The 25355-nt window shown below is 52.3% G+C and carries 32 protein-coding genes, 1 tRNA gene and 1 riboswitch; of the genes, 20 read left to right on the top strand and 13 right to left on the bottom strand.

Translation table 11 applies throughout. From position 1 onward, the window contains the following. Positions 1-18: 18 nt before the first annotated feature. Positions 19-612 carry an FAD-dependent thymidylate synthase gene (gene thyX, locus V8247_RS01300; protein ID WP_338737990.1) on the top strand — a complete coding sequence of 198 codons (594 nt, stop codon included), beginning with the start codon at positions 19-21 and terminating at the stop codon, positions 610-612. 60 nt (positions 613-672) lie between these two features. Here thyX and V8247_RS01295 read toward each other — a convergent pair. After that, positions 673-747: transfer RNA gene (locus V8247_RS01295), tRNA-Met, on the bottom strand. 67 nt (positions 748-814) lie between these two features. After that, complete coding sequence (locus tag V8247_RS01290; protein ID WP_338737988.1) at positions 815-1285, bottom strand: hypothetical protein; 471 nt, start codon at positions 1283-1285, stop codon at positions 815-817. Positions 1286-1323: 38 nt separating this feature from the next. Continuing rightward, positions 1324-1405: riboswitch (ZMP/ZTP riboswitch) on the bottom strand. Between the two features lie 110 nt (positions 1406-1515). Between V8247_RS01290 and V8247_RS01285 the strand changes: the two genes are divergently transcribed. The 8 genes from V8247_RS01285 to V8247_RS01250 all read left to right on the top strand — a co-directional run bounded on the left by V8247_RS01285 (position 1516) and on the right by V8247_RS01250 (position 5848). Further along, positions 1516-1794, top strand: a complete 279-nt coding sequence (locus V8247_RS01285; protein ID WP_338737986.1) for a glutaredoxin family protein — start codon at positions 1516-1518, stop codon at positions 1792-1794. Then, positions 1791-2294 carry a ferredoxin-thioredoxin reductase catalytic domain-containing protein gene (locus V8247_RS01280; RefSeq protein WP_338737984.1) on the top strand — a complete coding sequence of 168 codons (504 nt, stop codon included), beginning with the start codon at positions 1791-1793 and terminating at the stop codon, positions 2292-2294. The genes V8247_RS01285 and V8247_RS01280 overlap by 4 nt, the downstream gene beginning before the upstream one ends. A 172-nt stretch (positions 2295-2466) precedes the next feature. Beyond that, a complete protein-coding gene (locus V8247_RS01275) occupies positions 2467-2919 on the top strand; it encodes a DUF6174 domain-containing protein (protein ID WP_338737982.1) in 453 nt (150 codons plus the stop codon). A 75-nt stretch (positions 2920-2994) separates the two neighbouring features. Beyond that, positions 2995-3480 (top strand): Lrp/AsnC family transcriptional regulator, encoded by a 486-nt coding sequence (locus tag V8247_RS01270; protein WP_338737979.1) that lies wholly within the window; start codon positions 2995-2997, stop codon positions 3478-3480. A 14-nt stretch (positions 3481-3494) separates the two neighbouring features. Then, positions 3495-4673: an aminotransferase class I/II-fold pyridoxal phosphate-dependent enzyme gene (locus tag V8247_RS01265; RefSeq protein ID WP_338737977.1), complete on the top strand. Its 1179-nt coding sequence runs from the start codon at positions 3495-3497 to the stop codon at positions 4671-4673. A gap of 169 nt (positions 4674-4842) precedes the next feature. Beyond that, positions 4843-5142 (top strand): DUF2178 domain-containing protein, encoded by a 300-nt coding sequence (locus V8247_RS01260; protein WP_338737975.1) that lies wholly within the window; start codon positions 4843-4845, stop codon positions 5140-5142. A 173-nt stretch (positions 5143-5315) separates the two neighbouring features. Further along, on the top strand, positions 5316-5615 hold the full coding sequence (locus tag V8247_RS01255) for a hypothetical protein (protein ID WP_338737973.1): 300 nt from the start codon (positions 5316-5318) through the stop codon (positions 5613-5615). Between the two features lie 23 nt (positions 5616-5638). After that, positions 5639-5848, top strand: coding sequence for a helix-turn-helix transcriptional regulator (locus V8247_RS01250; RefSeq protein WP_338737971.1), 210 nt, complete (start codon positions 5639-5641; stop codon positions 5846-5848). A 2-nt stretch (positions 5849-5850) separates the two neighbouring features. Here V8247_RS01250 and purU read toward each other — a convergent pair whose 3' ends face one another. Then, positions 5851-6705 (bottom strand): formyltetrahydrofolate deformylase, encoded by an 855-nt coding sequence (gene purU, locus V8247_RS01245; RefSeq protein WP_338737969.1) that lies wholly within the window; start codon positions 6703-6705, stop codon positions 5851-5853. Positions 6706-6724: 19 nt separating this feature from the next. Beyond that, entirely contained in the window at positions 6725-7699 is a 975-nt protein-coding gene (trpS, locus tag V8247_RS01240; protein ID WP_338737966.1) for a tryptophan--tRNA ligase, read from the bottom strand. A gap of 124 nt (positions 7700-7823) precedes the next feature. On the opposite strand from trpS, the gene V8247_RS01235 reads away from it, so the two are divergent. Both V8247_RS01235 and V8247_RS01230 read left to right on the top strand, forming a co-directional pair. Then, on the top strand, positions 7824-8261 hold the full coding sequence (locus V8247_RS01235; RefSeq protein ID WP_338737964.1) for a MerR family transcriptional regulator: 438 nt from the start codon (positions 7824-7826) through the stop codon (positions 8259-8261). 19 nt (positions 8262-8280) lie between these two features. Continuing rightward, positions 8281-8718, top strand: a complete 438-nt coding sequence (locus tag V8247_RS01230; RefSeq protein WP_338737962.1) for a flavodoxin — start codon at positions 8281-8283, stop codon at positions 8716-8718. Positions 8719-8802: 84 nt separating this feature from the next. Here the strand turns inward: V8247_RS01230 and V8247_RS01225 are convergent, their stop codons facing one another. The 7 genes from V8247_RS01225 to rpsB all read right to left on the bottom strand — a co-directional run bounded on the left by V8247_RS01225 (position 8803) and on the right by rpsB (position 15207). Continuing rightward, the gene (locus tag V8247_RS01225) at positions 8803-9636 is read right to left on the bottom strand and encodes a trypsin-like peptidase domain-containing protein (RefSeq protein WP_338737960.1); all 834 of its coding nucleotides are present in this window, start codon (positions 9634-9636) and stop codon (positions 8803-8805) included. 12 nt (positions 9637-9648) lie between these two features. Continuing rightward, a complete protein-coding gene (locus tag V8247_RS01220) occupies positions 9649-10518 on the bottom strand; it encodes a trypsin-like peptidase domain-containing protein (protein ID WP_338737958.1) in 870 nt (289 codons plus the stop codon). 125 nt (positions 10519-10643) lie between these two features. Then, complete coding sequence (gene argS / locus V8247_RS01215; RefSeq protein ID WP_338737956.1) at positions 10644-12317, bottom strand: arginine--tRNA ligase; 1674 nt, start codon at positions 12315-12317, stop codon at positions 10644-10646. A 136-nt stretch (positions 12318-12453) separates the two neighbouring features. Beyond that, positions 12454-13014, bottom strand: a complete 561-nt coding sequence (gene frr, locus V8247_RS01210) for a ribosome recycling factor (protein ID WP_338737954.1) — start codon at positions 13012-13014, stop codon at positions 12454-12456. Continuing rightward, the gene (pyrH, locus tag V8247_RS01205) at positions 13011-13826 is read right to left on the bottom strand and encodes a UMP kinase (protein WP_338737952.1); all 816 of its coding nucleotides are present in this window, start codon (positions 13824-13826) and stop codon (positions 13011-13013) included. The genes frr and pyrH overlap by 4 nt, the downstream gene beginning before the upstream one ends. A gap of 74 nt (positions 13827-13900) precedes the next feature. Continuing rightward, a complete protein-coding gene (locus V8247_RS01200) occupies positions 13901-14404 on the bottom strand; it encodes a translation elongation factor Ts (protein ID WP_338737950.1) in 504 nt (167 codons plus the stop codon). A gap of 32 nt (positions 14405-14436) precedes the next feature. Further along, positions 14437-15207 carry a 30S ribosomal protein S2 gene (gene rpsB / locus V8247_RS01195; RefSeq protein WP_338739261.1) on the bottom strand — a complete coding sequence of 257 codons (771 nt, stop codon included), beginning with the start codon at positions 15205-15207 and terminating at the stop codon, positions 14437-14439. A 945-nt stretch (positions 15208-16152) separates the two neighbouring features. On the opposite strand from rpsB, the gene V8247_RS01190 reads away from it, so the two are divergent. The 9 genes from V8247_RS01190 to V8247_RS01150 all read left to right on the top strand — a co-directional run bounded on the left by V8247_RS01190 (position 16153) and on the right by V8247_RS01150 (position 22987). Next, positions 16153-16836: a response regulator transcription factor gene (locus V8247_RS01190; RefSeq protein WP_338737948.1), complete on the top strand. Its 684-nt coding sequence runs from the start codon at positions 16153-16155 to the stop codon at positions 16834-16836. After that, positions 16817-18295: a HAMP domain-containing sensor histidine kinase gene (locus V8247_RS01185; RefSeq protein ID WP_338737946.1), complete on the top strand. Its 1479-nt coding sequence runs from the start codon at positions 16817-16819 to the stop codon at positions 18293-18295. The genes V8247_RS01190 and V8247_RS01185 overlap by 20 nt, the downstream gene beginning before the upstream one ends. A 64-nt stretch (positions 18296-18359) precedes the next feature. Next, positions 18360-18926 (top strand): hypothetical protein, encoded by a 567-nt coding sequence (locus V8247_RS01180; protein WP_338737944.1) that lies wholly within the window; start codon positions 18360-18362, stop codon positions 18924-18926. A gap of 264 nt (positions 18927-19190) precedes the next feature. Next, positions 19191-19589: a hypothetical protein gene (locus V8247_RS01175; RefSeq protein WP_338737942.1), complete on the top strand. Its 399-nt coding sequence runs from the start codon at positions 19191-19193 to the stop codon at positions 19587-19589. An 81-nt stretch (positions 19590-19670) separates the two neighbouring features. Further along, positions 19671-20123, top strand: coding sequence for a hypothetical protein (locus V8247_RS01170; RefSeq protein WP_338737940.1), 453 nt, complete (start codon positions 19671-19673; stop codon positions 20121-20123). A gap of 18 nt (positions 20124-20141) precedes the next feature. Then, positions 20142-20675 carry a hypothetical protein gene (locus V8247_RS01165; protein WP_338737938.1) on the top strand — a complete coding sequence of 178 codons (534 nt, stop codon included), beginning with the start codon at positions 20142-20144 and terminating at the stop codon, positions 20673-20675. Beyond that, positions 20672-21238 carry a hypothetical protein gene (locus V8247_RS01160; RefSeq protein WP_338737936.1) on the top strand — a complete coding sequence of 189 codons (567 nt, stop codon included), beginning with the start codon at positions 20672-20674 and terminating at the stop codon, positions 21236-21238. The genes V8247_RS01165 and V8247_RS01160 overlap by 4 nt, the downstream gene beginning before the upstream one ends. Positions 21239-21344: 106 nt before the next feature. Then, positions 21345-22430: a DUF6612 family protein gene (locus V8247_RS01155; RefSeq protein WP_338737934.1), complete on the top strand. Its 1086-nt coding sequence runs from the start codon at positions 21345-21347 to the stop codon at positions 22428-22430. A gap of 311 nt (positions 22431-22741) precedes the next feature. Continuing rightward, positions 22742-22987: a hypothetical protein gene (locus V8247_RS01150; protein WP_338737931.1), complete on the top strand. Its 246-nt coding sequence runs from the start codon at positions 22742-22744 to the stop codon at positions 22985-22987. Here V8247_RS01150 and V8247_RS01145 read toward each other — a convergent pair. Further along, the gene (locus tag V8247_RS01145; RefSeq protein ID WP_338737929.1) at positions 22913-23662 is read right to left on the bottom strand and encodes a DUF502 domain-containing protein; all 750 of its coding nucleotides are present in this window, start codon (positions 23660-23662) and stop codon (positions 22913-22915) included. The two genes, V8247_RS01150 and V8247_RS01145, sit on opposite strands and share 75 nt — an antisense overlap. A gap of 30 nt (positions 23663-23692) precedes the next feature. Beyond that, positions 23693-25210 carry a YifB family Mg chelatase-like AAA ATPase gene (locus V8247_RS01140; RefSeq protein WP_338737927.1) on the bottom strand — a complete coding sequence of 506 codons (1518 nt, stop codon included), beginning with the start codon at positions 25208-25210 and terminating at the stop codon, positions 23693-23695. Between the last annotated feature and the right edge of the window lie 145 nt (positions 25211-25355).

The raw sequence follows: 25355 nt of genomic DNA, 5'->3' as shown, positions 1-25355 counted from the left end.
TAGACTTGAGAGGTGATAATGACTGAACAGTACGATATTGAAGTTAGATTGCTGGCCGTTACGCCCCACGGGGAAGACCTCACCGAGCAGGCCGGACGTTTGTGTTATGCCAGCGGTGATAAACAGGGTACCAGTGAGCGCTGGCTGCAGGCCAGAATTAAGCAGGGGCACGAGAGCCTGCTGGAGCACGCGTCAGCATCGTTCTATATCCGGGCTTCACGGGCGCTGACCCATGAACTGGTGAGGCACCGTATTGCCAGCTATTCTCAGCGGAGCCAGCGGTATGTCAAGGAGTCGGAAGCGGATTTTATTACTCCTCCGGAGCTGACGGCGTTTGAAGGGGCGGCTGAGGTCTATGAAGCATCAATGAAGGACGCCTGGGATGCCTACCGCAAGTTACTGAATGCCGGGGTCAAACCGGAAATCGCCCGTTACGTGCTGCCGAATGCCTGTGCCACGGAGATTATCTGCTCCTGGAATTTCCGGGAAATCCGCCATATCGTTAAACTGCGCTCCGGACCGGCGGCGCTCCCGGAAATGCGCGCCGTGGCCAATGCCATCAAGGACATAATGAAAGCCGAAGCGCCCAAGATATTCGGTGATCTGGAATAAAGCAGGCTTTGAAGGGGAAAAGGAAGAGGCGCGGTTTAAACCGCGCCTCTTGAAAGCTCTTGGTAGCGGGGATAGGATTCGAACCTATGACCTTCGGGTTATGAGCCCGACGAGCTGCCACTGCTCCACCCCGCGTCAGACAAGTTGTCATTATCCCACTTAATAACCGGCGGTGTCAACCGAACCAGCGCTTGTTAAGAGTTCAGTCGCCGGTTTCATAAAGTCCTTTAGCTTTATTTTGCTGGATAATGCGGTAAAACTCACCATTGACGTCGGCGCCTTTTTCCCGCAGTACCCGCTCAGTCATCTCTACGGCATGGGCCAGATCCAGAAATTCATGGAGCCATTTATCGTGGTTCTCCGGATCTTTCTTGTAGGCGTCGGCAAACTCCTGGTATTCCTCGGAAATCTTACTGAACTGGTGCTCCTGGGTGAAGTGACCACGAACCCGGGGAAATTTGAATATCTGCTTAACAGCGCTGAAGTGGCGCTGAAAGATGTATTTATCCACGTACCAGAATACCGAGGCGAGTATTAACTGATTAAGCAGGAAGGCAGGAAAGGTGGGAATGCCGATTTTATCAGCGATAATAACCTGCATGATAGCCCCGGCGATGCCTGACAGCAATATCCAGCGCCCGAATACGTACACGAACCATTCTTTTGAAAACACGCGTCTGTCCTCCGAAGAAAATAAATAACCGCCTGAGCGGTTTTTGCCCAGGCGGTCGGCTGTCGTTGATAACCGCGCTCCATGTGGTTGATTCCACTTCCGCCAGTCGCACGGCTATTTATGGTCTTATTTAAATATAGCCGTGCAAAGAATTACTGTCAACGTTTATTTTGACACAACGGTGACTATAGGGGACAATTATCGTACGTTTCAACCACAGGAGTTACTGCATGGCTAAGATTAAAGTGGATGGCGCCGCCAAAGGCGATATTATGCTTTTCGCTTTGTCAACCTGTGTCTGGTGCGGCAAGACCAAGAAGCTTTTAGGCGAATTAGGAGTGGCGTACTCTTATGAAGATGTTGATTTGTTACAAGGTGACCAGCGATCTTCGGCAGTCAAGGAATTAACACAATGGAATCCGGCCAGTTCTTTTCCTACGTTGGTGCTTAATGGTGAGCAAGCTATCGTCGGCTTCAAAGAGGAAGAAATCCGGCAGGCGCTGAAGTGAAGGATAGTCAGGTTACCGCCGAGGCCATTGACCAGCTCTATCAACAACTGAATACTGACGCAGAGAGCGGCGGCTACCATCTGAATCCGGATGTTCCGTTCACCAGGTCACTTCTTGAAGGTTTGCTGGTCAATGCTGACCGGTACGGTTATCAGGCGTGTCCCTGCCGGCTGGCTTCAGGGGAAAAGGCTGAGGATCTGGATATCATTTGCCCCTGTGATTATAGGGACCCCGATATCAGCGAGTACGGCGCTTGTTTCTGCGGCTTGTACGTCAATACGGCAATTAAACAGCATAAACAGACTTTGAAACCGGTACCCGAAAGGAGAGGTCAGGAAATGACGGCCCCAAAAGAGACCGCAGGCGGCGGTGTTACAATCAAGCTATCCCAACCAGTGTGGCGATGTAAGGTCTGCGGTTACCTGTGCGCCCGGCCGGAAGCCCCGGATACCTGTCCTATCTGCAAGGTGCCCAAGGACCGGTTTGAGAGATTCATCTAGTTTATTTGCGGTTCAGAAGTGAAATCTCGCGGTCTATCTCCCGCTTCTCCCAGTCAGTATGCCGGTCAACTTGATTAAAAATATTGTAGCACAAGCAGGCAGGATGGCAAGCCTTTCCTAATATCCTTTTTATCACACCGGCGTTATAGGAAACGTGAAGATGAGGGTTAAATTGAGACTATCATTACTGAGTCTGGTTATTATTGTGAGCCTGATAGCTGGTTGTAGTTTGGGGAAAAGTCCCACTCAGAAGGAACTGGATGCAGCCCGTATATTGTGGGATTCAGTATTGATCGAGGATTATCAATTCCAGTTGCGGGTTAGTTGTTTCTGCCCGCAGGAAATAGTCCAACCGGTATTGATCAGCGTGATTGATGGGGTGGTTACCGACCGGATTTATGCAGAAACAGGAGTGTCTGTTCTTTCAGATTATTTTAACCGCGCAGACACTGTTGAGAAGCTGTTTGAAATTATTCAGGAAGCGATTGACACCCAGGCCGACAGCTTGACGGTCACCTATGATAAGCAGACAGGGTATCCTTCGTCTATCATCATTGATCAGATAGCGCAGGCCGTTGATGAAGAAATTGCCTATTTTGTTGAGAGCTTCACCATTCTAAAATAGTTGAACCCGCGTGGTCTTTACACCCTTCCGACTGAATGCGTATAATGAAGCACACATTTGTGATGGGGGCCGGTTATGCTTAAACAGGAAATCCTGAAGATTCTGGAGACTGACGCGCGGACAACTCCTGAGAACATCGCCCGCATGACCGGCGGCAGCATTACTGAAATCAAGCAGATCATCAAAGATGCTGAGGATGACCGAACGATTGTCCGCTACAAGACCGTGGTCAACTGGGAAAAGGTGTCCAACGAGCGTGTTGAGGCCATTATTGAAGTCCGTGTCGTGCCGCAGCGGGATACGGGGTTTGACTCCATCGCCGAGCGCATTTATCGTTTCCCGGAAGCCAGAACGGTCTATTTGATGTCTGGAACCTATGACCTGGCGGTGCTGGTTACTGGCAAGACAATGCATCAGGTAGCCAATTTTGTCTCCCAAAAACTGTCCCAGATTGACGGGGTTATGGGGACAACCACTCATTTTATGCTCAAACGTTATAAGGAAGACGGGGAAATCCTGGCTGGCAGTGAAGAAGTGCAGCGTCAGCAAGTGGTCCTTTAAAAGCCTGAATAAATATGTCAATTGAAGCTGATTTAGAATACTCAAGAACCTCAAAGCGCGTTAAGGCGATCAAACCTTCCGGAATCCGGAAGTTTTTTGACCTTCTTTCCGGCATGGAGGGCGCTATTTCACTTGGCGTCGGGGAACCGGATTATACAACCCCCTGGCACATTCGGGAAGCCGCTATTTTTGCCCTGGAGCATGGGCGCACCATGTACACCAGCAATTCAGGTACACCGGAGCTGAGGCGAGAGATTGCTGCCTACCTGAACCGGATCCATGAACTTGATTATGATTGGAAAAGCGAGATTCTGGTGACGGTTGGAGTAAGTGAAGCTCTGGATCTGGCCACCCGCGCTATTCTGGATCCCGGCGATGAAGTTATTGTGCCTGATCCCTGTTATGTGTCCTATGCATCCTGTATCACGCTGGCTGGAGGGGTGCCGGTATCGGTGCCGACCTACGAAGATCAATCATTTGAGATTAATCCCATGGATGTTGCCCGCTACATTACCCCCAAGACCAAGGCCATATTATTAGGCTTTCCGGCCAATCCTACCGGGGCGGTTATGCCGGCGAATAAACTATCCGAAATCGCTATTCTGGCCGAACGCCACAACCTCATCGTCATTTCCGATGAGATCTATAACCGCCTGACCTACGGGGTCACCGTGCCATCATTCGCCAGTATGCCGGGAATGAAAGAGCGAACGGTTCTGCTTAATGGCGTCTCCAAATGCTATTCCATGACCGGCTGGCGTATCGGTTATGCGGCCGGCCCACAGGAAATCATTGCTGCCATGACCAAGATTCACCAGTATTCCATGCTTTGCGCCTCCTCAATGGGGCAGGCAGCCGCCATGGAGGCGCTTAAGAACGGTGAGGAAGATATCCAGGCAATGGTGGAGGACTATAACCGCCGGCGCATGGTCATGGTGTCCGGTTTTAACTCCCTTGGATTGTCCTGTTTTGATCCGCGAGGCGCTTTCTATGCTTTCCCGTCCGTCAAAAGCACCGGCTTGTCTTCAGATGAATTCGCTGAACGTTTGTTAAAAGAAGAAAAGGTCGCCGCGGTACCGGGCACTGCTTTCGGTGAACAAGGTGAGGGTTACCTCCGCTGCTGTTATGCCACCTCGATGTCCCAGATTGAGGAAGCCTTGGAACGGATCAAGAGATTCCTAAGTCGCTTGTAGTTAGAGTCTATTGCTAAAGGCCGCAAGCGAGTTGCAGGCTCACTTCGCCAACTGCCCTGGTTAGATCTCACTTGTGCTCATATGATATCGTAAGAACCTATTGACAGCGCATTTAAAGTAATATATATTGTACATATAGTACAAATAATATTACTAACGAGGTGGTGCTGTGAATTCCAAAGCGGTTAACAGTGTTTCTTATATCATTGGGGCTGCGGCTATTCTTATGGTCGGTAATCTAATCGTTATGACACTTTTTGATAGTGCTCTACCATTCATCCTGATACCGTTTATTTTAGCATTGTTCTTCGCTCTTTTTATCGGCTGCCGACAGAGAACGGGGAAGATAGCCGATGATGAAAGAGTCAGGTCGGAAAACGACAAAAGTGCCAGAAATGCATTCTTGGCTGCTCTGTTGATATTCTATACTGTTTCCTTCGAGGTGATTGTTGACGACACCAAGTTCTAACTCGGTGGGATCACCGCGACAATATTGGTTTTTGTCATTTCTCTCCTTTATTTCAAGAAGAAGACTCAGATGTAAGGAATATACAAGTGAAATATATATCTTATTATGTGGTCCCCATATTCGTTATGGTTATATGAACAGTGATGACATCCAACCTGTTGGTTGAGGTGGGGATGGATACTGAATCGTTACTTATACCCATTGGTATTATCTTTTTGATTTCATACGGATCGTTTATCATATATTGGTACGTAGTAAAGAGAGAAAAATTCGAATGGGTTCAGGTTGATGAGAGAATTGAGGTAGTAATCAACAAAAGCGCCCGGAATGCCTTTGGCGTAACATGGTTGACGATGTTTATCTTTGTTGATTTCAAAACACCGACTGCTACCTCTCTGTTAATCGTAGTTGCCTCTGGATTAGCTGTGTTGATATTTTCTTATTATTGGTATTTGTTCAATGAACGCTCTTAAATAAGTTCAAAAGTTATGGATCAATGAAAACACGTATCAAAGAATTCCGTGCCCGCTACGATCTCACCCAGGAGGATCTGGCGGAAAAGGTCGGTATAACACGACAAACTTTACTATATTTGGAGAAGGGCAAATATAATCCTTCCCTTATATTGGCGCACCGGATTGCCCTGGCGTTAAACTCAACCATCGATGAGGTCTTTATTTTAGATGAGACAGGGGCGGCAGACTAGTGTTATAAAATAATCGTCCGGTTGCCATGGACGAAGACCCGGTTGGCAATATAGAGTTTTACCCCATCCGAAAGAACTCTTTTTTCTATATCCCGGCCTTTGGTGATGAGGTCATTCACGGTGTCCTGGTGGGATATCGGAAGTGTCGCCTGGTGGATGATCGGCCCTTTATCCAGGTCTACGGTGGCGAAATGTGCCGTGGCGCCGATGATTTTTACCCCCCGTTCAAAAGCCCTGTGATACGGCTTGGCGCCTTCGAAGGCCGGCAGGAACGAGTGGTGGATATTGATGACCCGGTTGTGGTACCGGTTCAGGAAATCTGGACTGAGTACCTGCATATAGCGGGCCATGACGATGAAATCAACGCCAGCATTATCAAGCAAGGCAAATTCTGTCTGTTCCGCCTCAGCCTTATTCTCCGTGGTCTTGGGGACGTACTGATAAGCAATGCCGTAAAAGTCGGCGATATACCTCAGGTCTTCGTGATTGCTGATTATCAGCGGTATTCGGCAGTTAAGTTCCCCGGCTTTATGTCGCAGCAGCAAATCCCATAGACAGTGATCAAAGCGGGAGACCATGATAGCCATTTTGGGCAGGTCGTCGGTGAAATACAGCTCCCAGTTACCGCCGAAATTATTCTCGGCGGCTAGGTTGGTAACAGCCGTGCTGATGTAGGCTCTCTGAAGGGTAAATTTGGAGATATCCCATTCCACCCGCATGAAAAAAGTGTTGGTATCCCGGTCAACAAATTCATCCAGGGTGATAATATTCCCGTTATGACCGGAGATAAAACCGGAAACAGCGGCAATAATGCCTTTTTTATCCTGACAGTTAACCTTAAGAATAACAGTGCTCATACAGTTTTCCAGAGGCGGACTAAAGCAGTCCCATTCGCTGTTTGACCTCGGTGATGGTTACTTTGGCGATGGCCTGCGCTTTTGCCGCGCCTTCTCGGATAACCTTGTCCACATATGCCTGGTCGGCGGCTATTTCAGCCCGGCGGGCACGGAGCGGCGTCAGGTAGGCATTGATGGCGGCCCCCAGTTGCTTTTTGCAGTCCACACAACCGCGGGCGGCGGAGCGGCACTCAACGGCGATATTCTCAATGACCTCAGGGCTGAAGTGCTGGTGTAGTTTGTACACGTTGCAGACCTCCGGATGACCGGGGTCGGAACGCAGGCGTCGGGCCGGGTCGGTGACGGCGCTCATTACTTTTTTCAAGGTTTCTTCAGCCGTGGCAGCCAACTCAATGTGATTATTGAGTGACTTGCTCATCTTATCCCGACCGTCCAGGCCAACCACCATCGGGAAATTGGTCAGTTTTCCCTGGGGTTCGAGGAATATTGGTCCAAAGTGCTCATTAAAACGGCGCACGATTTCCCGGGCCAGTTCCAGGTGCGGCAATTGGTCTTCGCCGACCGGGATGGCTTCGGCCTTGTAAAGCACGATATCCGCAGTCATCAACACCGGGTAACCTACCAGGCCGTAGTTGACGTTATGGGGCTGGAGCCGTACCTTTTCCTTGAAGGTCGGCACCCTGAGCAGCCAGGAGAGCGGGGTTGCCATCCCCAGCAGGGTGAACAGTTCCGTCACTTCGGGCACATGCGACTGGACGAAAAGGATGCATTTATCGGGATCAAGTCCGGCTGCCAGCAGGTCTATGACCTGTTCGCGGACATTATCTTTCAACAGGTGGGTATCTTCCAGCGTGGTCAGCGCATGAATATCTACTACACTGTAAATGCAGTCATATTCATCCTGCATGGCGACATAATTCTGGACCGCTCCCAAATAATTACCCAGGTGAATCCGGCCGGTAGGGCGGATTCCGGAAAATACACGTTTTTTCATGAATAATAAGTTCTCCTTGACGAAGAGCCATTGTAGCATAGCGATAACAGGCCCTCAAATGAAGGCTATATGACGTAAGGTAAGATATTGACACTAACGTTATATCGGGGTAGAATGCCTCTCAATGGCTGAATCCAACACTAATACAGGAGTTTACCAGATTGGCGAAGTCGCCCGGCGCTCCGGTGTGAGCGTCCGGACCGTGCGTTTCTATGAGCAAAAGGGATTACTGGAAACTCCGCAGCGGACTTCCGGCGGAATGCGACTGTTTGATGACCGTGACGTCAGCCGGGTCAAACTCGTCCGGCGTTTGCGTAATGTCGGGCTTGACCTTGAAGAAATCCGCGATGTCATGGTCAGCGACGGGGTTGACCGCTCTGAACGGGTGGATCATACCCTTGAGGTTTTGCGTCTGGAAGCCGAGCGCAGCCGTCAGCGTATTGCGGAACTTCACCGGGAGAGCGAAGAACGGGAAGCGCTGATTTCTCTGGTTTCGCAGTGCGTCACTTGTGATGTCGCCGACTGTCCGGCGGAATGTCCGCCGCAACAACACGTAATCTAATTTTATGGAGGTATAATTCATGGGTAAAATCGTCATCTCTTACCAATCCTTCACAGGGAGCTGCAAGGCACTGGCTGAAGCCGCGGCCGAGGGCGTCGCTCAGGCCGGCGGTCAGGCTGAGGTTAAGAACATCACTGAAACCAAGGCGGCTGATCTGGCCAGCGCCGACGCCTTCGTCCTGGTGACCACCCAGCCGTTCCAGTCTCTGGCCGGCGACACTAAAAAGTTCTTTGAGACCGTCTGGCCGGCTCGGGAAGAAGTTAAGAAGGGCCTGACCTTCGCGGCTATCATCTGCCATGCCAATGAGGCCACCGATTCCGCGGCGGCACTGGACAAATTCGCCACTTACCTGGGCTGGAAAAAGTTCGGTGACTGGGTACTGGCGGCGCCGGCAGAGCTGGAAAAAGGCAAGATCAGCGCCCGGCAGCTCGGTATCGCGGTCGCTCAAGGCGGCTAGTCCTTCAGGATAATTGAATATTTGAAGTGGGTGGTGTTTTTGAAAGCACCACCCACCTTTTTTTGTCCAAAGGTTTGGAGCCGCTTAGGCCGGAATCAGCGCCAGCAGCGGTTCAGCCAGATCAATAGGCACGAATAAATAGATACCGGTGGCTTCGGCCAGTGAAGACAAGCCAATGACTTTGCCGTTCAGTGTGAACAGCCCGCCGCCGCCGCTGCCGGGAGCGATGGGTACTTCGCTTTGCACGAAGAAGTAGTCAGTACTGGTACGCAGGGCAGAGACGATACCGTAAGTGAAACTGGCCGGTCCGGGCAAGTCGTCGTTCAACGGATATCCGGCAGCAATGACGGCCTCACCGGTTTGGACATCGGCCATAGCCCCCAGTGCGGCTACCGGCAGGTCGGTGCGGCTGGTGCTCATTTTCAGCAGAGCCAGGTTAGCAGCCGCGTCAGTTTGAACAACGGTGGCGGTGAACTCCTCACCGGTATTCAAAGTGACGCGGATGGAATTAGCGTTGTCCACGTTATGCAGCACGGTCAGAACATAGCCGTCAGCACTGACGATAATGCCGGAGGCGAAGCCCCGTAATCCCGGCCCGGTGGCGTTAACCAGCACGGTGACCGGGTCAATAGACTGGATTAAGGCGGTGTACGTTCCAGACGCCGATACCGGCGTGCCGGTATGCATCGCGGCGATAGAGTCTGTCAATGCAGTTAAGGCGGATTGCGCCTGAACGGTTCCTGTTTGCAGATCGGTGACAGCCGTTTGAAGGCCGGAATTGGCCTCGGCCACGGCTGTCCGGCGGTCATTGACCGCATCAATCTGGTCGTTGAGGCCGGCTTGAGCCGAAAACATGACGGCGTTACCGACGATTACGACGGTGACGATGGCCGCAGAAAAGACAGCTTTAATGTTCATCAGTCTGCTTCCTTAACTGCCGACAGCGTTCTGGATGATGGATTTGATCGCATCAATCGGCACCGCCGTATTAATACCGGCGGCGAAACCGTAAGACGGAATGCCGATCAGTTCCCCCCGGGTGTTAAACAGTCCGCCACCGGAATTGCCGGGGTTAATGTCAGCGTCAATCTGGATGTAGTCAATCTGCGAATTGGGGTTGTAGGAATTGCTGGAGGTCATGGTGCGGATAGCCGACACGATGCCGGTATTGAAGGTAGCCGGGCCAAACGAAGCATCCCCGAATAATTCATCCCCCAGCGGGAAACCGCCGGTCATAATTTGCTCGCCGACCAGCATGGCCGAGGAAGAACCGATAGTGATAGCCGGCAGGTCGGTGCGGGTAGTATTGAGTTTGAGTACTGCGGTATCAAGGTCAACGTTGGTGGTAATGATGGTGGCGCTGTAAGTTTCGCCGGTCATCAAGGTCACCTGGACCGATGTAGCGCCGTCAACAACGTGCTGATTGGTCAGAACGTAGCCATCAGCACGGATAATGGTTCCCGAACCGGTGCCGGCTCCAAAGCGTGAGGACACCTCAACGTACACAATTGACGGTTCCACCTGGTTTACCAGGGCTACAAAATCAACACCGCTCTGGTCAGGCGCGGCTACCAGCTGGTTTACCGTCTGTTCCATGGCGGTGATGGCGGTTGCGAGTGAGTCAAGCTCATCCTGACGGTCAGCCAGGGAAGTTTGCAAGCTGGTATTGGTGTTTTCCAGCGTGGTAAGACCGGATTGGGCTTCACTCAAATCGCTGTTAGCCTGCGACAACAAAGTGCCGTTGTAAGCAGTACCGGCGATCAGGAGTATGACAATCAGCGAAATTAGCCAGCGGTTCATCCGAGGGACTCCTTTAAAAGTATATATTTGACGCCTGACGCGCCAACCATCCTATTATAACCTGAGAATGTGAAGAAATTATGGAGCCCGCGAAAATGTTTGCAGTCATACCAGCCGACGGAAGTTCACATACTCTCAGGTGCCGACATGCCCATCAGGCAGAGTGTTCGCGCCAGAACCCGCCGCGCGGCGATCATCAGCTTGAGCCGGGCCTGTGACAGGCAGGTATCATCGGAGACCACACGGCAATCCTTGTAAAAGGCATGGAACGCGGTGGCCAGGACCTGGGCGTAATAGGCAAGGTGATGCGGTTCCAGTGTTTCGGCCACCTGGGCGATGACTTCCGGCAACAGCAGCATTTTGCGCAGCAGTTCCAGTTCCGCCGGTTCTACCAGTTTGGTGACATCGCCTTCGGGATAGTTGATGCCGCGTTCAGCGGCCAGGCTGATGATGGAACAGATGCGGGCGTGCGCGTACTGGACATAATAAACCGGATTTTCCGCTGACTGCTTTTTGGCCAGCTCCATGTCAAAGTCCATCTGAGAATCGGCACCGCGGGACAGGAAATTAAACCGGCAGGCATCTGCGCCTACTTCATCCAGCACTTCCCGCAGGGTAATCATGTCGCCGGTCCGTTTGGACAGCCGTACCAATTCTTCGCCGCGGCGCAGCGTGACCAACTGGGAAATGATGACATGCAGCCGTTCGGGATCAATATCAAGCGCCTGTAATACCGATTTCATGCGGGAAACATGACCCTGGTGGTCGGCTCCCCAGATATTAATACCCTTATCAAACCGACGGGTGACGAATTTGTCGTAATGGTAGGCGATATCGCTGGCAAAATAGGTGGGCGTGCCGTCAGAACGGACGATGACGTTGTCCTTGTTTTCCCCCAGAGCGGTGGAGGCAAACCACACCGCACCTTCTTTTTCCAGTATATAGCCGGCCTCTTTCAGCCGGTTGATGACCGCATCATATTCGCCTCTTTCAAAGAGGCTCTTCTCCGAAAACCAGCGGTCAAAATTAACGCTCAGGCCGGCCAGATCGTCACGGATTAAACCGAGCATTTTGCTCAGACCGATGGCTCCCAGTTTTTCCAGTGCTTCAGCTTCCGGGATATCAGCGAAGCGGTCGCTGTGCTCAGCAACGATCTCCGCGGCCAGGTCAATCATGTAATGGCCGAAATAACCTTCCGTCGGCATCTCGGCATCCCGGCCGAGCTGTTGCAGGTAGCGGATGTATAAGGAGCGCTTAAAAGAAAGCACCTGATTACCGGCGTCGTTGACGTAAAATTCCTGTTGGACGTCAAAACCGGCGGCTTCCAGCGCCAGCGCCAGCGTGCTGCCCAGTACGGCACCACGACCGTGGCCGACGTGAATGGGGCCGGTGGGATTGGCGGAAACATACTCTACCTGGACGGTCTTGCCGCGGCCGATATCAATGCTGCCGTAGGTATCGCCGGAATTGATGATGCCTTCCACCTGCTCAATAATCCAATTATCGGACAGGGTGAAGTTAATAAAACCTGGCGGAGCGATTGCGACGCACTTAATCTCCGGAACCGCCGGAATGAATTCAGCGATGGCGGCGGCGATATCCAGCGGCTTCATACCGGTGGCGCGCGCCATTTTCAGCGGCAATGAAGATGCATAGTCGCCGTGGCTGGTGTTCTGCGGGTGTTCAATGCCCGCAGGCGGCACGGTGACAGCCGGCAACCGGCCGGCTTCCTGAGCGGCCGCGGCGGCCTGGGTAATCAGGTCAACGACCAGTTGTTTGACTGACAGGAGTCCGTTCAAGTGATTATCTCCGAAAATAAGCGGTAATTCAGCTTTGATTGATTATAACATAACCCGGCGGGCTAACCGGGCTAATTTGCCATGCCGGTCGTTAAGGTTTCACCGGAAGCAGAAAAGGGTGGCTTAAACACCGGAATCAGCCGTTCAGCAGTTCCGCTTCTTTTTCCTTGCCCAGCAGGTCGGCTTTGGCTATATAATTATCGGTCAATTTCTGCAGGGTGTCGGCCGCGCGTTTGGCTTCATCCTGAGAAATTTCCTTATCCTTTTCCAATTTTTTAAAATGGTCCTGCGCTTCCCGCCGGATGTTGCGGATGGCAACTTTGTCATCCTCCACCCGTTTGTGGGTCATTTTGGTCAGCTCCACACGCCGTTCCTGCGACAGGGGCGGGATGGACAGGCGGATAACCTGCCCGTCGTTAGACGGGGTTAAACCCAGGTCTGACTTCATGATCGCTTTTTCAATCGGGCCCATCATGGTGCGGTCCCAAGGTTGAATGTAGAGCATGCGGGATTCCGGTACCGAGACGTTAGCCAGGTGGTGAATCGGCGTCGGCGTGCCGGCATAGTCCACGCGGACATGCTCAATAATGGCCGTTGAAGCCCGTCCGGTGCGAATGGCACCCAGTTCCCGGTGCAGCACCTCAATGGAAACGCCCATCTTCTTTTCAGCGGTTTGCAGGATTTCAGTAATGTTCATGTTTGAGTCTCGCTTGTTATAAGTGTACCGACCGCATCACCGGTAACTGTGCGTTCCAGATTACCGGGGGCGGTCATATCAAAGACGATAATCGGGAGCTTGTTTTCCAGACAGAGCGACAGTGCTGTGGCATCCATCACCTTCAACCGCTTGTTGAGCGCTTCCAGATGAGTCAGCCGGTCAAACTTGACGGCTTCCGGATGCTTCAGCGGGTCAGCGTTATAGACGCCGTCCACCCGGTTCTTGGCCATCAGGAGCACCTGGGCTTCAATCTCTATGGCGCGCAGTGCCGCGGCGGTATCAGTGGTCATGTACGGGTTGCCCGTGCCGCCGGCAAAGATGACTACCCGGCCTTTTTCCAGGTGCCGGATGGCGCGGCGGCGGATAAAAGGTTCGGCCACCTGCTGTACGGTAATGGCTGACTGGGTGCGGGTGCTGACGCCGTCTTTTTCCAGCAAATCCTGGAGCGCCAGGGCATTGATAACGGTAGCCAGCATGCCGGCATAATCCGCGGTTACCCGGTCAATGCCGTCTTTAGCTACGGTAGCCCCGCGCCAGATATTGCCGGCCCCGACGACTACAGAAACCTGAACGCCCATGCTGATAAGATTTTTAATCTGATGGGTAATACCGCGGATGGTGGGGATGTCAATGAGACCCCGCGCGTCCCCGGCGAAGGCTTCACCGGAGAGTTTCAGCAGGACCCGTTTGAATTTTAACTTACCGGTGGTTTGGTCACCGGCAACCGGGCTGTCGGAAGCATCCAAAGAGGCGGCATCAGGTGTCGTTTGGGAGTTCGCCACGTCAGTCATCGGCCTCCTCATCTATTTTATATTAACCGGCCGCTTGCCGCGGCCGGTTAAAACGTTACTTAATTCAGGCGGTCTTAGCCGCCGAGTTCAAACCGGGCGAAACGCTTCAGCCGGATGTTCTCACCGGTGCGGGCGATCACTTCGGTGATCAGGTCATTGATGGACTTGGAGGGGTCTTTGATGTAGGCCTGGGACAGCAGACAGACGCTGGCGGCGTCCTCTTCACAGTCCTCCGGGCGCTCAGCCTCGGACAGGTAGATCGGGCACATGGCGGCTACCTGCATGGCCACTTCATGGGCCAGCTTCTTGAACTCGTCAGTGCGGGCAACAAAATCGGTTTCGCAGTTCAGTTCCACCAGGGCACCGACCCGGCCGCCGGTATGAACGTAGGCTTCAATAACGCCCTGACCGGTAACGCGCTCGGCCTTCTTGGCGGCTTTCTGGAAACCCTTGGCCTGAAGCGCTTCAAAGGCTTTGTCTACGTTGCCTTCGGCTTCAATCAGAGCATTGCGGCAGTCCATAACGCCGGCGCCGCATTTTTCACGTAATTCTTTTACTGTTTCCGCTGGAATCTGCAATTTAATAGACCTCGTATTTTTAGATTAAGTAATCAGGCGGTTTCGGTGTCTTCAGCCGCTGCCTCATCGGCCTCAGCAATGGCGGCGACAGTCTCTACCTGTTCCACTTCAAACTTGGTGAGCTGTTCATTGGCGCTCAAGACAGTGTCAGCTACTTTGCTCAGCACCAGCTTGATGGCGCGCATGGCGTCGTCGTTGGCGGGAATCGGGTAGTCAATACCGTCCGGGTTGCAGTTGGTATCCACGATGGCCACCACCGGGATGCCCATGCGCTGAGCCTCAGCCAGTGCAATCTTTTCCTTGGTGGGGTCAATGATGAAGATGACGTCGGGCAGAGCGGTCATTTCCTTGAAACCGCCCATCATTTTATTCAGACGCAGCATCTCTTCAGCCAGCTTGAGCTGTTCTTTCTTGGGCAGACGAGCCAGTTCGCCCCGGGCATGCTGGTCTTCCAGACGTACCAGATAGTCTATCCGGTTCTGAATGGCGGCGAAGTTGGTCAGGATGCCGCCGATCCAGCGCTGATTGATGTAGTACAATCCGCCGCGCTTGCTCTCTTCAGCGACGATTTCCTGAGCCTGTTTCTTGGTGCCGACGACCAGTATCTTGCCGCCTTCGGCGATAACACCGTCAATAAAATCAAGCGCCTTATCCAGCATGACCACGGTCTTGTCCAGGTCAATAATGTGGATGTCATTGCGCTTGGTGAAGATGTACTTCTTCATTTTGGGATGCCAGCGGCTGGTCTGGTGGCCGAAGTGCGCCCCGGACTCCAGTAATTCCTTGATATTGGTCTGTGTGATCGGCAAGTGAAACTCCTCCTGTATATTAAGGCCCAGTGTATTTAGCCAAGTAGAGAGTATAACACAGCAGTATAGCACATTGCCAAATGGGCGGGCAACGCGCCGGGATACGGTCCGCGGCACCGTCGCCGGCTTTCAGCAGATGATTTTCCGTGCTCAGTTGGTTAGTGTGTCCGGGTCGCCTCATTGCCGGAGTGCGGTAGTCCGCCTTACTCTCAAGGTGTTATTGGTAAGCCGGGTCGTATTCTGTCCGATAAACGAAGGAAGCGAATCCCTTTTTACGATTGAATCGGGGGTGGCGGAGGATTCGTCGGTGTAAGAAACAATTCAGTACGGGTTCAACTTTCGCTTGATGGCTATAAACAGAACATATAATAGCATAAACCGCGACGTAATGCAAGGGGTAAATGTCCCATTGGGGGAGATTATTTTTCCCGGCTTTCAGCTTTCAGCCGTCAGCTATCAGCTTTACCGGGCGGGCGAGGCATAGCCCGCTACGCGGGAAATCCTAATATCCAAGCTCTAAATCCCAAATAATATCAAATACCAAAATCACAATGACCGAAACGGGGCGAGTTGTCAGCGATCAGGTTTCAGCTTTTCAGTTCACAGTTGGCAGTAGACAGTTTACAGTAGCTGTCAGCTTTCTGGTTTACAGTAAACGGTTATGAGTACCGGGGTACCGAGATTGCTTCGGCGGAGCCTCGCAAGGACGATTTGGATAGCTATCAGCCGTCAGCTTTCAGTAAACAGTCATCAGTTATAAGTACCGGACATGGTTGTGCAGGCTCACCACGAACGGTTTAGAGCGATAGCCCCCGGCGCAAGCCGGGGGATGAGAAGAGAACGCGGCAAATTGACCAAATCAGAGGGGCGGGAACAAGTAATATGAACAGAAGCTGAATATTGTTTACAAACCCATTTTTACGGTTTATAGTCTGAATCATGCGTATTTTGCTGGTGGAAGACGACCTGGACCTGGTCTGGGCCATCCGTTCCCGGATGGAGCAGGACGGGTATGCCGTGGAACACGAAAGCGACGGCAAGGCCGGGTTGGAAAATGCCTTAACGGCCACATACGACGTTATCGTTCTGGACATCATGCTGCCGGGTCTTGACGGCTTTGATGTCTGTCGTGGCGTTCGGCAGAAAGGCATACATACACCCATCCTGATGCTGACGGCACGGGTTAGAGAAGACGACCGGGTGCGCGGCCTGGACTGTGGCGCGGATGACTACCTGGCCAAGCCTTTCAGCTACCCGGAGCTTTTCGCCCGGGTGCGGGCGCTGATCCGCCGGGCGCACAACCATTCCTCCGGCGAACTGTCGGCCGGCAAACTGAAGATAAATACCAACTTAAAGACGGTGACCTATGACGACCGGGTGGTGCCGCTGACCTCACGGGAATACAGCATACTGGAATACCTAGCTTACAACAAAAACGGCACTGTCACCAAGGATATGATAGAAGAACACGTCTGGGGCGGTGACAACAACATCTATTCCAACGTCATAGAGGTGCTGGTGGGCCGGATAAGAAACAAGCTCAATCCTGAAGATAAAGAAGCGATAATCAAAACAGTCAGAGGTCTGGGATATACCATAAAAGATGAAAAGCTTAAGCCTTAAACTGGTAGTGCTCTATATGGCCTCCGTCTTTCTGTTAGTGGTGGCGGTGTTCATGTATATGGAATACAGCAAATTCATGGCGTCAGACACCGATGCCGGTCGCTTGATGGAGACAGGTCCGGGATATATCAAGGGGGCAACGCCTGGTGTGTTCGATGGACCGGGCAGTATTAATATACTGAATTTATATGACGCGCTCAATCAGGAATTCGGAGGGTTAACGCCGTCCAAGGTAATTGAGAATTTTAGTCCGATCATTGATACCACTCGCCCCGGAGGTGTGGGATTCAGCACTACGGTTACCAGAGTACCGCAAGCGGAAATCCCATCTTACAAGGCATATCTGGTGTCTATAAGTGAATCCGAGATCGGGCCGGTACTCCTGACCGACAATTATTTTTCACGAACCATTCATGATTATCTGAATCAACATCCTATACCACGCCTGTATTATCTGCCCATTGAGGGTTATGATGACATCGTTTTCATAGCATCTTTGGACCCAAGATTCATACCCCAGACTAAATGGATTGATGCCGTGGTCCGTGATGTTATCTGGTCATTGCCGCTGGTGACTATTTTTGCCTTATTCCTCGGCTGGGCAATCTCCAGGATGACCGTCAATCCGGTAACCCGCCTGACTCAGTTCTCCGAAAGACTGGCTGAGGGCGCTCTGGCTGAAAGAACGGCGGTGAAATCAAAGGATGAAATAGGGCGGCTGGCGTACTCGCTCAACCGGATGGCGGCCGGATTACAGCAGTCATTTGACTCCCAGAAAAGGTTCGTGTCCGACGCCGCTCATGAAATGAAAACACCGTTGGCATCCATGAAGACGGCAGTGACAGGGGCGCTGACCGACAATAGAACGGTGGAAGAATACCAGCAATTACTGGAGGTACTATCCCGCCGGATTGAAGCCCAGGAACGGCTGATTGCGGACCTGTTGTCCCAGGCCAGGGCGGATGAGACTACCCAGAAAACAGATTATCAGACGGTTGATTTAACGAAAATTGTTGTCGGTGTCGCCGAAGAATTTACCCCGTTATTTGATGAGAGAGGAATCAAATTCAGGCTGGAAACCGGGCGGTTAGCGGTCGGCGAACCCGTCACTGTCAAAGGCGACGGCGAACAACTCTCCCGGGTGTTTTCCAACCTGCTGGACAACGCCGCCAAGTATACTTCACCAGGGGGAGAGGTGGTGTTGGGGCTGATAACCGACGGCAACAATGCCGTTATCAGGGTGGAAGATAATGGTAAAGGCATTGCCCGGGAACACCTGGATAAGATATTTGAGCGGTTCTTTAAGGTGTCCGAAGAACGGACGCCGGAGTCCGGTTACGGACTGGGACTGTCCATCAGCCGCGGCATCATTACCCGTCACGGGGGCGATATTTCTGTGGCAAGCACATTAGGAAAAGGGAGTGTATTTACAGTGAAGTTGGAATTGTATGAGGAATAACCTGCTCCAGGTAAATACCAGGTCTTTTTACAACGTATTAAAATGAAAGGACGCGTTTAATATTATGAACGGAACTGAACCATTGATGCAACGTTGGAAATGGCGCTATTTTCTTCCCGTCTGGCTCGTAACATTTGCCACCGCACCTTCCTACAATATCCATAATATGTTTATGACTCAGACACCGCCGCCCGGTTCCAATTTGCCGCCTCCGCCAAACATTGAACCGTTCGGAGCCGGATATTTTCTGGGGAAGGTATGGGAACAGGCATCAAACGGTGACATCGGCGACGCGCTTATCGTATTTGGGCTTCAGTTACTCCCGTTCATCGCTTTTACCATCGTTATCGCGGCAATTGTTTATTTCGTTTTTTCGTTATTTCTTTCAACTGTCCGCCGAAGCGCTACTAAACAAGTGAATGACAATACCGTTAGAGTATATACGCAACATTTATTAACTCGTTGGACAGTACCCAAGATTGGTCAGACGATGACCTTGGTAGGGATTGTATTGTTAGCCATTGGCGGTATTATTGAAAATCTGGTGATTATGCTAATCGCGGGATTGCTGCTGATTCCCGGTATAATCGTCTTATTTTCTGTTTGGTACCTAAAAACGTTAAGGTCATGAAGCCATCAACTATTCAGACGATTTGGATATCCGGGTGCGTCTTGTTATTAACAACCATGGCGATTAGTATGACCGTTTTTGGATTGTTCGGCCATGACGATGGCACCGAGATACTTTTCCAACACCCAGTTTTAACTCCAGTCATTATTTTGCTCAATACGTTCGGTATAGGCTTGATACTCTTCGCTCTGATTAGGTACGTAATCCGGGGTTATAAACGATGACAGGGATTCCTATTATTGTTAAGGGAGGATATTGATCCCCATGAGAATAAATCAGATAAAACAGGCCTTGTCGTTGATGGTAATCGTCTTAATTGTCGTTGCGCTGATCGGTTGCAGTAAGGTTCCGGTCCCGAATGTTTCAAGCGAACAAGCTCAAGCCATCGCATCCAATGTTATCCCTGAAATCGTCCTGGTGAAGGCTAGCGGTGTTCCGACGATACATCAGGAAGGATACTGGCTGGTGCGCTACTACGTCGGAGACACATTCACGGAGGAAGAACTGGGGTGGCAGGCAGACGCTACCCCGATATTGGAAAATCAAGGTTTGTTGGCCCAGGGCTCGTTTCAAACACTTATATTCAAGATTGATGACGAAACCGGTATTATTCTGTCAAAGACGGCGACTGATACCATCCCTCTGGCTGGGCCGATAACTTGAAACCGGGCGCCGAGAGGCGTATTTTCATCTCCCGTTCATCTTCGGGTGGTACAATACGGATAAATGGCTGGAGGTCAGGCAATGAGATTCGGCATAGTTGAGATAGTAATTATCCTTTTAATCAGTGCCATTCACCTTGCTGTCATTTATTATCTGAATAGATACGCCAAGGTAAAAAATCAGGATTTACAGCTCGCTGTCCATAACCCGATGTTCCTATCAATGCTGACCGGCAACATGCTTTTGTTTGTCAGCGGAATGCTGATGGGCGAGGGCTGGGTTATTTCAAGTATCCTCTTTGTCCTGTTGCTGAGCTACATGGCGATATTAGCCTTCAAATCACCACTGAACGGCAGTGCCTTTGCCCTGGTTTTCGGGATTGCTCTTGTCGGACAGCGCTCGATCGTATACTTCGGCGGGCATTTGGATATTGAGCCGTGGATTATAGCTGTTTTTTATCTGGGAGCAGCGATGTACATGCTGCCGGCGGTAACGAGGCTCATCAGCACCGGGGTCAGAACCGGATGGAGATAACGTTCAGAGGGGTTGGTTATGAGGTCGTTGAAGACCCGCGGCGGACTTAGATTTGTATTTGGCATAACGGCCTGTCTTTTGGTGATTGGTTTAACAGCCACCGCCTGCACTTCCGAGTCACCGGAGATAGATATTTTTCCAGTCAACAAATATCCGGAGGCTGCCTCTTTCCTGGCGTTGAACACCGGCAAGCTGGTGGTGGAAAACGACGTCTTGCGCCTAAAGTCAGGCGGTGATTCTCACCTGTTGATTTGGCCGTACGGCTGGTCATACCGGATATCCGGTATCCAGGTAGAGGTGCTGAACCAGGACGGTGAGTTTATTGTCCGCAGCGGTCAGTATAAAGCGTTCGGCGGCGGTGAAGTTATTTCCATGGAGCCATATACTGGAATAAGTCCGTCAGGGAACGCCGGCGGGCCTTACTGGTTGGTCGGCAGTGTGGATGATGCCTCCTTCTGGCACGACCAGCGCTGGTATCCCGGCCTGGCAGCCGCGCTTTTGGCCGCCGTCGGGGCAGCCATTTGGGTTTTTAGACGGCGGAGAAAGGCATGAAAACTGCCCTGAGATTCGCTGCCTGGGGCGGTATGCTCATAGTAATTTCCGGCCTGGTGTGGGCTTTCTCGTCCTCATACACACTGACAACTACCGGGCAATTAGGCTCCGGCGTTGGATTTTTGATGACCGCGGTGATCGCCCTGCTGGGGGCGGTGCTGGCGCTGGTTGGGGGCTTCAAAACTCAGCCGCGGTTTTTCGGGGTCGCCGCAATTATAGCCGGTATATTTTATATAGCCTCTTTTTACGGCAAAACCGATTTCCCAGTCAGCTTTCTAGCCTCTCCTTTTGAAATAGCCCCGGCACTGGGACTGATCGTCGGGGGTGTGATAGTGACGTTTATCGGCAAGAATAACGCTCCGGTCAAAAACGACCTGGTTATTGACGGAGTCGCATTGATAATAACGGGTTTGGCTATTGGAGTGTTTCTGGCGGTGTGGGCGGTGCCGTATAACCTCATCGCGGCAGTTGTGCTCATCAGCCTGGGTGGAGTTACCATTTATCAGGCGGTGAAAACTGCAACGAGACGGCGTGCCGTCACACCCGGAATAGTAAATAAGTAAACTCTTATTATTTTACCCTGTTCTGTTCATCTGGCGTTCATGTTGGGGTGTTATACTTTTTCCCGACGCTCCCGGCGCGGATTGAAAATTTTTACGGAGGCAAATGATGAAATGGAGTAGATTGTTACCGGCAGTATTGCTGACGATAATGGTGACTGTGGGGCTGACGGTGGGTTGTGAAAAAGAAGAGTTTCTTCCTTTGGGGCCTAAACCGCCTAATGACGACAAGATAATAGAGTTTATGCTGGATGCGGCGAATGGTATGAACACCTACGAATATGACCTCCAGACGACGGCAACGGTTACAGCTGACGACCAGGAGCCGAATGTGACCACAATGGAAGCCGCAGCGGTGGTGGATGCAGCCGGAGAAAAGCTGTTTTTAACCATGGTAAGTGAGATGTCGTTACCGGGATTCGGCACAACATCCAGCGAAATGTATGTTATCGGCGATACGATGTATATGTTCTCCGAACGTGAAGGTTCCGGCATAGAGGGCGCATGGGAGAAGGTAACGCTGAAAACGGAAGACTACGAGCAGATGTGGCGGTCATACAATCAGGCCGGACAGATCGGGTTGCTATTTGAGGGCATTGGTGAGGAATCGGTAACGATTGAAGAAGCAGACGGTAAATACCGCCTGGAAGTGACAGTGACCATGGAGCAGTTCGCCACCTTTCTGGGAGCGACCGATGAACAGATAGCCCAGATGATGGATGATCCCGACCAGATGCAATTAGACGATGTGGAAATCATCATCACCATAGACTCGGCAACTTACCAGCCGGCAGGTCTGGATATCGCGTGGAGCGCTACGTCCGGCGGTGTGACCATGACCCAGTCTCAGACAACGACTTTCAGCAACATCGGACAGCCGGTAAACATCAATCTGCCGGAAGAAGCCGCGGACGCTGAAGACATTACCGATATGTTTTACTATGACCCGTCCCAGGACGGCCCGCTATTTAACGATGAACTGCTGACGGTGCAGATAGCGACCATACAGGCGCTGACCGAAGGCGGCGGTACCGTGGTGACTTATACCAATGAGATTATTCCCGCCGGTGGTAAGGTCGGGGGCGTCAATGACCCCGGCACCTATCTGATAGAATCAACGCAGAACAAGTACACCATCACCGCGGACGGCAATGCCATATTGGGCGGGACCATTCAGGTGCCGCCGGGGGCCTGAGATGGGACGAGCTGTCACCTGTGAATATCTAATCTCTAATTTCTAAATCCAAAATAATATCAAATACCAAAATCACAATAACCGAAACGGGGCGAGCTGTCAGCTATCAGTAAACAGTAAACAGTCATCAGTTATCAGTACCGGACATGGTCGTGCAGGCTCACCACGAATGGTTTAGAGTGATAGCCCCCGGCTTGTGGGGAAGATGACGGACCGTGTGGGTTTCGGTGGCGGCGACTATACCTCTTGCTTCGGGGCAGGGGAAAAACTATAATTCAGGCGGGAGCGATGCAGCCTGAAGGAGGTTTCCCATGTCAGGAGAAACCGGGGTTATACTGGCGCTGGGGGGATTTTTTATCCTGACCGGCCTGGTGATGTTGTTTATTGGTTCCCGTGAAGAAAAAGGTTACTACGACGCGCTGTCAGGTAAACGCGATTTGCGGGAGTTTGTGACCCACAATCCGGAGCGTGCCGAGCCCGGGTCAGTGCGTACCGGCGGCTGGATCGCCCTGGCGATCGGGGCGGTTATCCTCATCATCGGGTTGCTGATAACCTAAAAGTTCACCAGTCAGACCGACGCTGATATCTTCAGTGGAGGCGATGCCGGACGAGATGACCATTTTCATAGCCGCGTCCACAGAGATGTTTGTCCGTTTGATTTCCTTTTCCGCCACCAGCGCAAAATAGCCGGAAGTCGGTACCGGGGCTGTCGGGACATAGATGGATATCAGTTTTTTGCCCGTGGCGTCATGCAATTCATTGGTGATAAAGGCTACCGTCCACATTCCCCGGCGGGGAAATTCCACCATGACTACCTCGCGGAACGCCGTCCGCGTTTTATTGAGGCCGGACAGACTGGTCATGGCCTGCTTGGCGGCATTATAAATCTGGCGCAGTACCGGCAAGCGGCCTACTACCGCCTCACCGAACTGGATCAATCGTTTCCCGACGATATTGGAAGCCAGGATGCCGGCCATGTAAATCAAGACGAGGGTGATGATAAAACCCAGTCCGATAATGGATTGACCGAAGATAGCTCGGATAATGGGTTGCAGGACGTTATCAATGGTGTTGAAGAACCATAACAGGGCCAGAACGGCCAGCGCCGCCGGTACGGTGACCAGCAAACCGGTGATGAAGTTGCGGCGTACGTTCCGCACCAGCCAGGGCTGTTTAGGGTCTTCCCCGTCGGGAGACTCCGGAGGCGGCGGCTTGATAATGATTTCAGCCATTACCTTATAATAGCGGAATTTTACCTTTTATTAAACTGTAATCCGCGGACGGTACTGTAAGGCTTCCGCCATGTGGTGGGTCTTGATTTGTTCGCTGGCGTCCAGGTCGGCGATGGTCCGCGACAGTTTGAGGGTCCGGTGGAAGCCGCGGGCGGACAAGGACAGCTGGCGCATGGCTGTTTTCAGCAGACTCTCCGCCGGGGCGTCCATTTTACAGTGTTTCTTAATATCGGCCGCGGTCATATCGTTATTGGCAGTCAGGCGGCTGCCGGTAAAGCGGACTGTCTGATATTCCCGGGCGGTGGTCACCCGACTGGAAATGGCCGAAGATGATTCACCCTGATGGTCGCCCGATAGCTTGTCATAATCCACCCGCGGTACTTCAACAAAAATATCCACCCGGTCCAGAAACGGCCCGGATAAACGTGTCTGATAGCGGGTAATTTGTGACGGGGCGCAACGGCATTCCTTGAGCGGATCGCCGTAATAACCGCAGGGACAGGGATTCATGGCGCCGACCAGCATGAAGTTGGCCGGGAAAGTGACCGTGCCCTGCGAGCGACTGATGGTCACCACCCGGTCTTCCAGTGGCTGACGCAGTACTTCCAGCATGCTGTGGCCGAACTCCGGCAGTTCATCCAAGAATAGTACGCCGCGATGTGACAAAGTAATTTCACCGGGACGCGGCTGGTGACCGCCGCCAACCAGACCGGCGGCCGAAGTGGTGTAGTGAGGAGAACGGAAGGGGCGACGCCGCACCAGCGGCGTGCCCGGCGGCAGATTGCCGGAAACTGAATATATTTTGGTGACTTCCAGGGCCTCATCATTGGTCAGTGGCGGCAGGATAGTAGTCAAAGCCCGGGCCAGCATGGTCTTGCCGGAGCCGGGCGGGCCGGACATGACCACGTTATGCGCCCCGGCGGCTGCCACTTCCAGAGCGCGCTTGACGTGTTCCTGACCCTTGATGTGGGACATGTCAAAGTTGGCGGCGGTGCCGTCATCGGCAAAGACCGGCCGTTCCGGCGGCTGGGGGGCTTCAATGTCGCCGGAGAGAAAAGAGGCCATTTGAGCCAGACTGGTTACCGGAATAATCTCCACGCCGTCCACCAGGGCGGCTTCAAGGGCATCCTCGGCCGGCACAATCACCCGGCGGAAACCGTGGTCCCGCGCCAGCGATACCATCGGCAGAATACCGCTGGTGTGGCGCAGTTTGCCTTCCAGGGATAATTCACCCAGAAACACGATGTCTTTTACCTGGGCGCGAAGCTGGCCGGAACTCAGCAAGATGCCCAGAGCGATGGGCAGGTCATAAGCCGGGCCGGTTTTCTTGAAATCTGCCGGCGCCAGGCTGGCGACCACCCGCTTCATTGGAAAAAAGAAACCAGAATTCCTGACGGCGGCGCGGACCCGCTCCCGGGATTCCTGAATGGCGGCGTCGGGCAGACCGACCACGGTGAACGACGGCAGACCGGGGGCGATATCAACCTCAACTTCAACGATGGTGCCGTCCAGTCCGAGCAGGGCGCAGGTCATGGTTTTAGCGAGCATAATGCGCCTATGTTAGCCACCAGGGCGCCGGGTGTCAAACCGGCTTGTAATAAAAAATTGGTGAAATAACACTTTGACAAAGCACGCCTGCTGACTGATAATAGCCGATTATATATTCGTCAAGTGTGTAAATACGCTTAGAAAG

Origin of the sequence: Dehalogenimonas sp. W (genome assembly GCF_037094495.1) — a bacterium.
Classification (GTDB): Bacteria; Chloroflexota; Dehalococcoidia; order Dehalococcoidales; family Dehalococcoidaceae; genus Dehalogenimonas; species Dehalogenimonas loeffleri.
This window is presented reverse-complemented; position numbering and strand designations above follow the sequence as displayed.

Bases quoted from the DNA above. Each gene is read 5' to 3' on its own strand.
- thyX (WP_338737990.1), top strand. From the start codon at position 19: ATGACTGAACAGTACGATATTGAAGTTAGATTGCTGGCCGTTACGCCC.
- V8247_RS01285 (WP_338737986.1), top strand. From the start codon at position 1,516: ATGGCTAAGATTAAAGTGGATGGCGCCGCCAAAGGCGATATTATGCTT.
- V8247_RS01270 (WP_338737979.1), top strand. From the start codon at position 2,995: ATGCTTAAACAGGAAATCCTGAAGATTCTGGAGACTGACGCGCGGACA.
- V8247_RS01265 (WP_338737977.1), top strand. From the start codon at position 3,495: ATGTCAATTGAAGCTGATTTAGAATACTCAAGAACCTCAAAGCGCGTT.
- V8247_RS01255 (WP_338737973.1), top strand. From the start codon at position 5,316: ATGGATACTGAATCGTTACTTATACCCATTGGTATTATCTTTTTGATT.
- V8247_RS01250 (WP_338737971.1), top strand. From the start codon at position 5,639: ATGAAAACACGTATCAAAGAATTCCGTGCCCGCTACGATCTCACCCAG.
- purU (WP_338737969.1), bottom strand. From the start codon at position 6,705: ATGAGCACTGTTATTCTTAAGGTTAACTGTCAGGATAAAAAAGGCATT.
- trpS (WP_338737966.1), bottom strand. From the start codon at position 7,699: ATGAAAAAACGTGTATTTTCCGGAATCCGCCCTACCGGCCGGATTCAC.
- V8247_RS01235 (WP_338737964.1), top strand. From the start codon at position 7,824: ATGGCTGAATCCAACACTAATACAGGAGTTTACCAGATTGGCGAAGTC.
- V8247_RS01230 (WP_338737962.1), top strand. From the start codon at position 8,281: ATGGGTAAAATCGTCATCTCTTACCAATCCTTCACAGGGAGCTGCAAG.
- V8247_RS01225 (WP_338737960.1), bottom strand. From the start codon at position 9,636: ATGAACATTAAAGCTGTCTTTTCTGCGGCCATCGTCACCGTCGTAATC.
- V8247_RS01220 (WP_338737958.1), bottom strand. From the start codon at position 10,518: ATGAACCGCTGGCTAATTTCGCTGATTGTCATACTCCTGATCGCCGGT.
- frr (WP_338737954.1), bottom strand. From the start codon at position 13,014: ATGAACATTACTGAAATCCTGCAAACCGCTGAAAAGAAGATGGGCGTT.
- pyrH (WP_338737952.1), bottom strand. From the start codon at position 13,826: ATGACTGACGTGGCGAACTCCCAAACGACACCTGATGCCGCCTCTTTG.
- V8247_RS01190 (WP_338737948.1), top strand. From the start codon at position 16,153: ATGCGTATTTTGCTGGTGGAAGACGACCTGGACCTGGTCTGGGCCATC.
- V8247_RS01185 (WP_338737946.1), top strand. From the start codon at position 16,817: ATGAAAAGCTTAAGCCTTAAACTGGTAGTGCTCTATATGGCCTCCGTC.
- V8247_RS01180 (WP_338737944.1), top strand. From the start codon at position 18,360: ATGAACGGAACTGAACCATTGATGCAACGTTGGAAATGGCGCTATTTT.
- V8247_RS01175 (WP_338737942.1), top strand. From the start codon at position 19,191: ATGAGAATAAATCAGATAAAACAGGCCTTGTCGTTGATGGTAATCGTC.
- V8247_RS01170 (WP_338737940.1), top strand. From the start codon at position 19,671: ATGAGATTCGGCATAGTTGAGATAGTAATTATCCTTTTAATCAGTGCC.
- V8247_RS01165 (WP_338737938.1), top strand. From the start codon at position 20,142: ATGAGGTCGTTGAAGACCCGCGGCGGACTTAGATTTGTATTTGGCATA.
- V8247_RS01160 (WP_338737936.1), top strand. From the start codon at position 20,672: ATGAAAACTGCCCTGAGATTCGCTGCCTGGGGCGGTATGCTCATAGTA.
- V8247_RS01155 (WP_338737934.1), top strand. From the start codon at position 21,345: ATGAAATGGAGTAGATTGTTACCGGCAGTATTGCTGACGATAATGGTG.
- V8247_RS01150 (WP_338737931.1), top strand. From the start codon at position 22,742: ATGTCAGGAGAAACCGGGGTTATACTGGCGCTGGGGGGATTTTTTATC.
- V8247_RS01145 (WP_338737929.1), bottom strand. From the start codon at position 23,662: ATGGCTGAAATCATTATCAAGCCGCCGCCTCCGGAGTCTCCCGACGGG.
- V8247_RS01140 (WP_338737927.1), bottom strand. From the start codon at position 25,210: ATGCTCGCTAAAACCATGACCTGCGCCCTGCTCGGACTGGACGGCACC.